The following is a 5,883-nucleotide window of genomic DNA, read 5'->3' on the forward strand; positions in this document are numbered from 1 at the left end:
GTGGGTCGGGGGCTGCGGGGGTGGATGTGGTTGCGCTTCGGTGGTGTCAGGTGAACAGGGGCTGCAGGGCCCGTTCCAGGTCTGCCGGCTCGTGGAAGTGGACCGTGTGCATGCCCAGGGCCTCGGCCGCTGTCACGTTCTCCTCGTTGTCGTCCACGAAGAGACAGCGGTCGGGGGTGGTGCCGGCCAGGTCGGCGGCCAGGTGGTAGATGCGCGGGTCCGGTTTGGCGAGGCCTACGCGGGCGCTGTTGACGACGTGGTCGGCGAGGTCGGCCAGGCCGAGGGAGGCGAGGTCGGACTCCAGTTCCAGGGCCGCGTTGGAGACCAGGATCAAGGGGACGCGGATGCGGGCCCGGCGCAGCAGGGCGACCACCTCGTCGTCCGCGTGGAAGGGGGACTCCAGGAGCGCCCGGGCCAGTTCGTACGCCGTCTGCGGCTCGGGGACCAGGCCGGCGAGGCCGTCCGCCACCGCCTCCGCCCACTCCTGCGAGGTGATCTCGCCGAGCAGCAGGGGAAGGTCCATGCCGGGGGCGAAGGCGATCTTCTTCGTCGTGCCCTCGGCTATGCCCGCCGCTCGCTCCAGCGCCTCGAGGCGGGCGGAGTCGAAGGTGCGGACGACGTTGTCCACGTCGCACAGAACCGCCCCGAAGGGCGGTCTGGCGTTGTTGTTGTCAGTCACCCGAGACCGTGACCTTCTGGTCGTTGTTGAGCTCGTCCACCAGGGTCTTCACCTTCGCCTTGTCCCAGACGAGGTTGCCGCCGACCGAGCCGGAGATCGGCATGTTCATCGACTTGCCGTCGCCGCCGTTGACGCCCTTCATCGCCCAGAACATGGACGCCAGGTCCCACAGGCTCATGCCCTTGTCGACGGTGAGGGAGTCCAGGCCCGCGCCCATCGTCGGGTACAGCTTGAAGGGGTTGAGGACGGTGGAGGGGGTCGCCACCTGGTGGGCCAGGGCGGAGAGGAACTTCTGCTGGTTCTTGGTGCGCTGCAGGTCGCTCGCGGCGAAGGCGTGCCGGGTGCGGACGAAGGCCAGCGCCTGCTCGCCGTTCAGCGTCTGCTTGCCCGCCTTGAAGTCGGCGCCCGAGTACTTGTCCTTGAAGCCCTTGTCGATGTCGATGGTCACACCGCCGACCGCGTCCACGATGTTCGCGAAGCCGGCGAAGCCGATCTCGACGTAGTGGTCGATGTGCAGGCCCATGTTGGCCTCGACCGTGCGGACGAGCAGTGTGGGGCCGTCCTCCGCGTAGGCGGCGTTCAGCTTGGTCTGGCGGCCGGTGGCGGGGTAGAGCTTGCCGGAGGTCGACCCCTTGTACGAGGGGATCGTCACGTTCGAGTCGCGGGGCAGGGAGATCAGCACGTCGTCGCCGTTGTCAGCGACGTGCAGGATCATCATCGAGTCGGTGCGCTTGCCCTCGGCGGAGCCGGTGTGCAGCTTCTTCTTCTGCTCGGCGGACAGGCCGGCGCGGCTGTCGGAGCCGACGATCAGGTAGTTGGTGCCGTCGCCCGACGCGGGGCGGTCGATGACCTTGGACAGGTCGACGTCCCGGTGCAGCTTGGAGTCGGCCCAGAAGTAGGTGGCGACGGACGTCACGACCAGCACGGTGACCAGGGTGATCGCCGTCCACTTGATACGGCGCCGCCAGTTCGGCCGGGGCCGGACCGCGCCGGGGCCTCCGGGACCGCCCGGTCCGCCGCCGCCCGGCGACCCGTAGACGTGGCCGGTGTTGTAGCCGCTGTCGTACCCGTCATAACCGGCGTCGTCGCCGTATCCCTGGCCGCCCTGGTACGAGGGCTGCTGGGGCACGCCGCCGCCGTACGGCGGCGCGGACGGGCCGGAGCCCCCGTACGCGCCCGAGGCGGGCCGGCGGACCTGCCGCATCACGCGGGCAGGGTCGGGCTGTGCGCTCGCGCTGCCGCGTCCGTAGCGGTTGCCGCGGTTGTCGTCTGACCATGCCTCGGGCCAATCATTCATGGGGCTTAGTGTGCCGGTGCTGGCCAGGTCCTTTACAAGGGTCGTAGGAAAATCAGGGCACGCCTGTTGCGAACCCAACACAAAGTCCGCAGATGTCACGTCGGCATAAGGTGGAGGCCATGACAGACCAGGCCGGCGTTGTGGAAACGGACAGCGCGGATATCCCGGGCAAGCCCACCTCGGCATCGCGGACCACGCTCAGCCACATCATGACGCACAACGACACCAACCTGTTGGGCACCGTGCACGGCGGGGTGATCATGAAGTTGGTGGACGACGCCGCGGGGGCCGTGGCCGGCCGGCACAGCGGGGGGCCCGCCGTCACCGCGTCCATGGACGAGATGGCGTTCCTCGAGCCGGTCCGGGTGGGTGACCTGGTGCATGTGAAGGCGCAGGTCAACTGGACCGGGCGGACCTCCATGGAGGTCGGGGTCCGGGTCCTCGCCGAGCGCTGGAACGAGTCGACGCCGCCCACCCAGGTCGGCTCCGCCTACCTCGTGTTCGCCGCGGTCGACGCCGACGGCAGGCCCCGCCGGGTGCCGCCGGTGCTCCCGGAGACCGAGAAGGACAGGCGCCGCTACCAGGAGGCCCAGATCCGCCGCACCCACCGCCTGGCCAGGCGCCGGGAGATCATGGAGCTGCGGGAGAAGCGGGCGGCGGAGGGCCTGGACGACTGAGCCCGGACGCCCGACGGCCCCCGGCAGGACGCCGGGGGCCGTCGGGGGCCTCGGGGGCCGTCGGGGTGTGGGTGTTACGGCAGGTTGCGGGCCATGACGATCCGCTGGACCTGGTTCGTGCCCTCGTAGATCTGCGTGCTTTACAGGTCGTACGACCCTGACCTGCACGAAGACCCTCCTAGAGAGGGCCTCCCAGCATTTCCCCATGATCGTCAACAGTCTGCGCAGGCCCGAGGCGCGCTGGAGGCCCCGCCGCCAGTCGCGCGGTATACGAGCAGGCCCGACGCAAGTTACGCGGTTTCCCGTTCCGTCAACCGTGATCGCTTGACCGGTGCGCACAGCCCTCGGGAGCATCAACCCAGAGGCGGGGTACTGGCAGCGGCACGGGAGAGGGGAACCCAGACCATGAAGGTCACCAAGCTGGTCAGCACGTGCGACATCAAGGACTGCCCGACGATCTACGCCACGGATCGCGGCACCTTCCTGGTACAGGGCGAGACGCCGACCAACCACGGGCTTCAGATTCCCGCGCACGAAACCCTGGTCGAGATCCCGATGGAACTGATCCAGAAGGCCATCCGTGACAACCTCATCTAGAACCCTCGGCGACCTCTTCGAGGCATTCGAACGCGAGGCATTCCGGCTGGAGACCCTGGACGACTACAGCAAGTCCGGGAGCGTCGACGCCTATCAGGCATTCCTGGCCGGGGAGGCACAGCCAGACGACTACAACGCAGGCTGGATCGAAGAACTACGCTCGCACACAGAGAAGGGGAAGCGGGTATACCGGGTCCATATCCTGTCCCGCCCGCTCACGGACTATCTCAGGTTCGAACTCGGCTGGGGCTACCACAAGAATGTGAGCGGGGGTGAAGAGTTCTTCATCCTCGACATCACCGACAAACCCAACCCCCTGGAGAACGTTCCGGATTTCTGGTTCTTCGACTCCGAAGCCGTGGCCGTGATGAACTACGACGGAAGCGGAAAGTACCTGGGATCGGAAGTGCTACCGCCGGAACGGACAGCGGAATTCACGCGGTACCGTGATGCGGCTCTCGCGCACGCGGAATCGTTCACCGAATGGTGGGCCAAGTACGGGACGTGAACAGAGCACAGCTTGGAGCCGCGCTGCGGGCGCTGCGAGTGGCATCCGGCAAGGAAGCCAAAACAGTGGCCCGCAGCGCCCTCATGTCTCCGTCCAAGCTGTCCAAGATCGAGAATGCGAAGCTGGCACCCAGCGCGACGGACGTAGAGCGCATCCTGACCGCCATCGGTGTCTCGGACGAGGTCAAAGCGGAGTACGCGGAAGCCGCACGCGCGTCAGCGACGGAAGCGACGGCGTGGCGCCTGCTCAAGCGGATCGGGGTCCACAAGGGCCAGCAGGCCGCCAAGGCTCTGGAAGCCCAGATGTCTGTACTGCGGCTGTTTCAACCCGCGCTCGTTCCGGGCCTGCTCCAGACTCCCGAGTACATCAGGGCCATTCTGCAACGGCACAATCTGAGTGAAGACGCACTCACGCGAACGATCAATGGGCGGCTCGAACGGCAAGCGGTTCTCTACGACAACGCAAAGTCGCTCCGGTTCATCATCACCGAACCTGTTCTGCGCTGGCGCATCGTGCGACCGCAGATGATGGCCGCTCAGCTTGATCGCATCGTCTCCATTTCGCGGCTCTCCCACGTGGACATCCGGGTAGTCCCTCTGCGAATTCAGCAACATGACATCGCAAATCATGCCTTCGTCATCCGTGACGACCGCATGGTGACGGTTGAAACCGTCCATGCCGAAGTCGTCGTTACGGACCCGCGAGATGTGAGTCTCTACGTTGATAAGTTCGAAGGATTCGCGCGAGCCGCGCTGACCGGCGACGAAATGCGGGATCTGATCGACAGCATCCGCAACGACTTTTTGCGGGAACAGGAAACAGGCTAGAGGCGCAATCGTGGGCCGCCGAAGATGGGGGCCATGGTGAGCGGCAGCATGGTGCAGAAGAGCGACCCCGGCCCCGAAGGCGCGGACCTGGCGCCGAGTTCGGCTCTGCGCTGGCCTCGGTGTGAGTGCGGGAGCCCGAAGTGTCCTGACTACAAGCCCCCGCCGAATAGCCCGTCAGCGGGACTGAGCGGCAGAGTCGCCGCAGCCAACGCACGGAGCCGTAGGGGTGGGCTGTGAGCGTCAGAGCGGCTATGCGGTACGTCATGCACCGGATCATCGAGCATCCCGACACGGACGTGACGTTCGAGGCCGAGTGTCTGCACTGCGGTTGGAAGGCGACTCCCGCCGATGACTCGGCCTCCGTCGACGTGGAGTGCATGAGCCACACGGGACGGTCCGGGCACGCCGGTTTCCGGCGCATCCGGACCTCGTTCGCCATGGTCGTTCGCGCCGAGTGAGACACCGCCCCTGCGGTGGAATCCCTGAACTCCCGCCCGGTATGGGCGGCGACGGTCAGTCATGGCCGTGATCAGTTGAGCAGGAAGGTGCAGTGATGCTGGACGGAAATGATCTGTACGCGCTCGACATCAACGGGGCGTCGTTCGTGAAGGCATGCGGCGGCCCCTGCACCGAAGGGTGCGTGACCCTGGCGCGGATCGGTGACGACGCCTGGGCCCTGGGTGACAGCAAGCGGCCGGACGCCCAACCGCTGCGGTTCACCACGGAGGAACTGGACGCGGCCGGTATCGACCCGGCGCACTTCGGCCTGAACGTCTGAGCCTCCCCCTCCCGCCAGCCGGGCCGGGTCCTCCTGTCTCTGGGTCCGGCCCGGCTGGCACTCCTCGGAACGGAACGACTGGTGCACCACCACGGCTATCTATGGACCGGCCCGAAAGAGCGTTTCGACAATGAGGCCCTGCGGCGACCTCCACATCCTGAGCCGCCCCCGGCCGGAAGCAGGCCAGAACTGATCCAGCGTTACCGGGAGGTCGCAGCGGAGTTCCCGACCGTCGACCTGCCGCCCCTTGAAACGGCGTACTGGCTGATCAAGCCCCGTTCCATCGTTCGTGGCACATGGGAGGAAGCCAAGGAGGCTGCAACCTGGCTCGGTGAGCGGCTGGCCGAGTACGCGCCCCGGTTCGCGGCGGAACGGGACCGAGACACCACCCACCTAGGGCGTGTTTTAGAAGTCGGTGACCTGTCTGGTTGGCCGTCCGGGGAAGCCGCGGGCGGCCATCCAGATGGTGAGGTCGCGGGCGATGTCGTTGATGCTCGTCGCCGTGGTGACCTCGTGCTCG

The 5,883-nt window shown here is 66.8% G+C and carries 8 protein-coding genes and 1 pseudogene; 7 read left to right on the plus strand and 2 right to left on the minus strand.

The annotated features are described in order from the left end of the window. Window positions 1-46: 46 nt before the first annotated feature. Together GRC12_RS41100 and GRC12_RS41105 are read right to left on the minus strand one after the other, a co-directional pair. Complete coding sequence (locus GRC12_RS41100) at window positions 47-679, minus strand: HAD family hydrolase (protein ID WP_208785551.1); 633 nt, start codon at window positions 677-679, stop codon at window positions 47-49. Next, window positions 672-1,976 (minus strand): LCP family protein, encoded by a 1,305-nt coding sequence (locus tag GRC12_RS41105; RefSeq protein ID WP_208785552.1) that lies wholly within the window; start codon window positions 1,974-1,976, stop codon window positions 672-674. The genes GRC12_RS41100 and GRC12_RS41105 overlap by 8 nt, the downstream gene beginning before the upstream one ends. 119 nt (window positions 1,977-2,095) lie before the next feature. On the opposite strand from GRC12_RS41105, the gene GRC12_RS41110 reads away from it, so the two are divergent. The 7 genes and pseudogenes from GRC12_RS41110 to GRC12_RS46135 form a co-directional block, all read left to right on the plus strand. Continuing rightward, window positions 2,096-2,653: an acyl-CoA thioesterase gene (locus GRC12_RS41110; RefSeq protein WP_244374551.1), complete on the plus strand. Its 558-nt coding sequence runs from the start codon at window positions 2,096-2,098 to the stop codon at window positions 2,651-2,653. A gap of 405 nt (window positions 2,654-3,058) precedes the next feature. Further along, a complete protein-coding gene (locus GRC12_RS41115) occupies window positions 3,059-3,250 on the plus strand; it encodes a hypothetical protein (protein ID WP_208785554.1) in 192 nt (63 codons plus the stop codon). Then, complete coding sequence (locus tag GRC12_RS41120) at window positions 3,234-3,758, plus strand: DUF6879 family protein (protein WP_208785555.1); 525 nt, start codon at window positions 3,234-3,236, stop codon at window positions 3,756-3,758. Before GRC12_RS41115 ends, GRC12_RS41120 begins: the two co-directional genes overlap by 17 nt. Further along, window positions 3,755-4,585 carry a helix-turn-helix domain-containing protein gene (locus GRC12_RS41125; protein WP_308286742.1) on the plus strand — a complete coding sequence of 277 codons (831 nt, stop codon included), beginning with the start codon at window positions 3,755-3,757 and terminating at the stop codon, window positions 4,583-4,585. The genes GRC12_RS41120 and GRC12_RS41125 overlap by 4 nt, the downstream gene beginning before the upstream one ends. Before the next feature lie 233 nt (window positions 4,586-4,818). Continuing rightward, the gene (locus tag GRC12_RS41130; RefSeq protein ID WP_250404821.1) at window positions 4,819-5,043 is read left to right on the plus strand and encodes a DUF7848 domain-containing protein; all 225 of its coding nucleotides are present in this window, start codon (window positions 4,819-4,821) and stop codon (window positions 5,041-5,043) included. Between the two features lie 95 nt (window positions 5,044-5,138). Continuing rightward, on the plus strand, window positions 5,139-5,363 hold the full coding sequence (locus tag GRC12_RS41135) for a DUF397 domain-containing protein (RefSeq protein WP_208785557.1): 225 nt from the start codon (window positions 5,139-5,141) through the stop codon (window positions 5,361-5,363). A gap of 81 nt (window positions 5,364-5,444) precedes the next feature. Further along, window positions 5,445-5,774, plus strand: a pseudogene (locus GRC12_RS46135) (hypothetical protein); the annotation flags it as partial. Window positions 5,775-5,883 lie beyond the last annotated feature (109 nt).

This window comes from Streptomyces griseorubiginosus, from assembly GCF_017614965.1.
Taxonomy (GTDB): domain Bacteria; phylum Actinomycetota; class Actinomycetes; order Streptomycetales; family Streptomycetaceae; genus Streptomyces; species Streptomyces griseorubiginosus_B.

What these genes read in the sequence shown, in the direction of transcription:
- GRC12_RS41115 (WP_208785554.1), top strand. Translation starts at nt 3,059, where the DNA reads ATGAAGGTCACCAAGCTGGTCAGCACGTGCGACATCAAGGACTGCCCG.
- GRC12_RS41110 (WP_244374551.1), top strand. Translation starts at nt 2,096, where the DNA reads ATGACAGACCAGGCCGGCGTTGTGGAAACGGACAGCGCGGATATCCCG.
- GRC12_RS41105 (WP_208785552.1), bottom strand. Translation starts at nt 1,976, where the DNA reads ATGAATGATTGGCCCGAGGCATGGTCAGACGACAACCGCGGCAACCGC.
- GRC12_RS41135 (WP_208785557.1), top strand. Translation starts at nt 5,139, where the DNA reads ATGCTGGACGGAAATGATCTGTACGCGCTCGACATCAACGGGGCGTCG.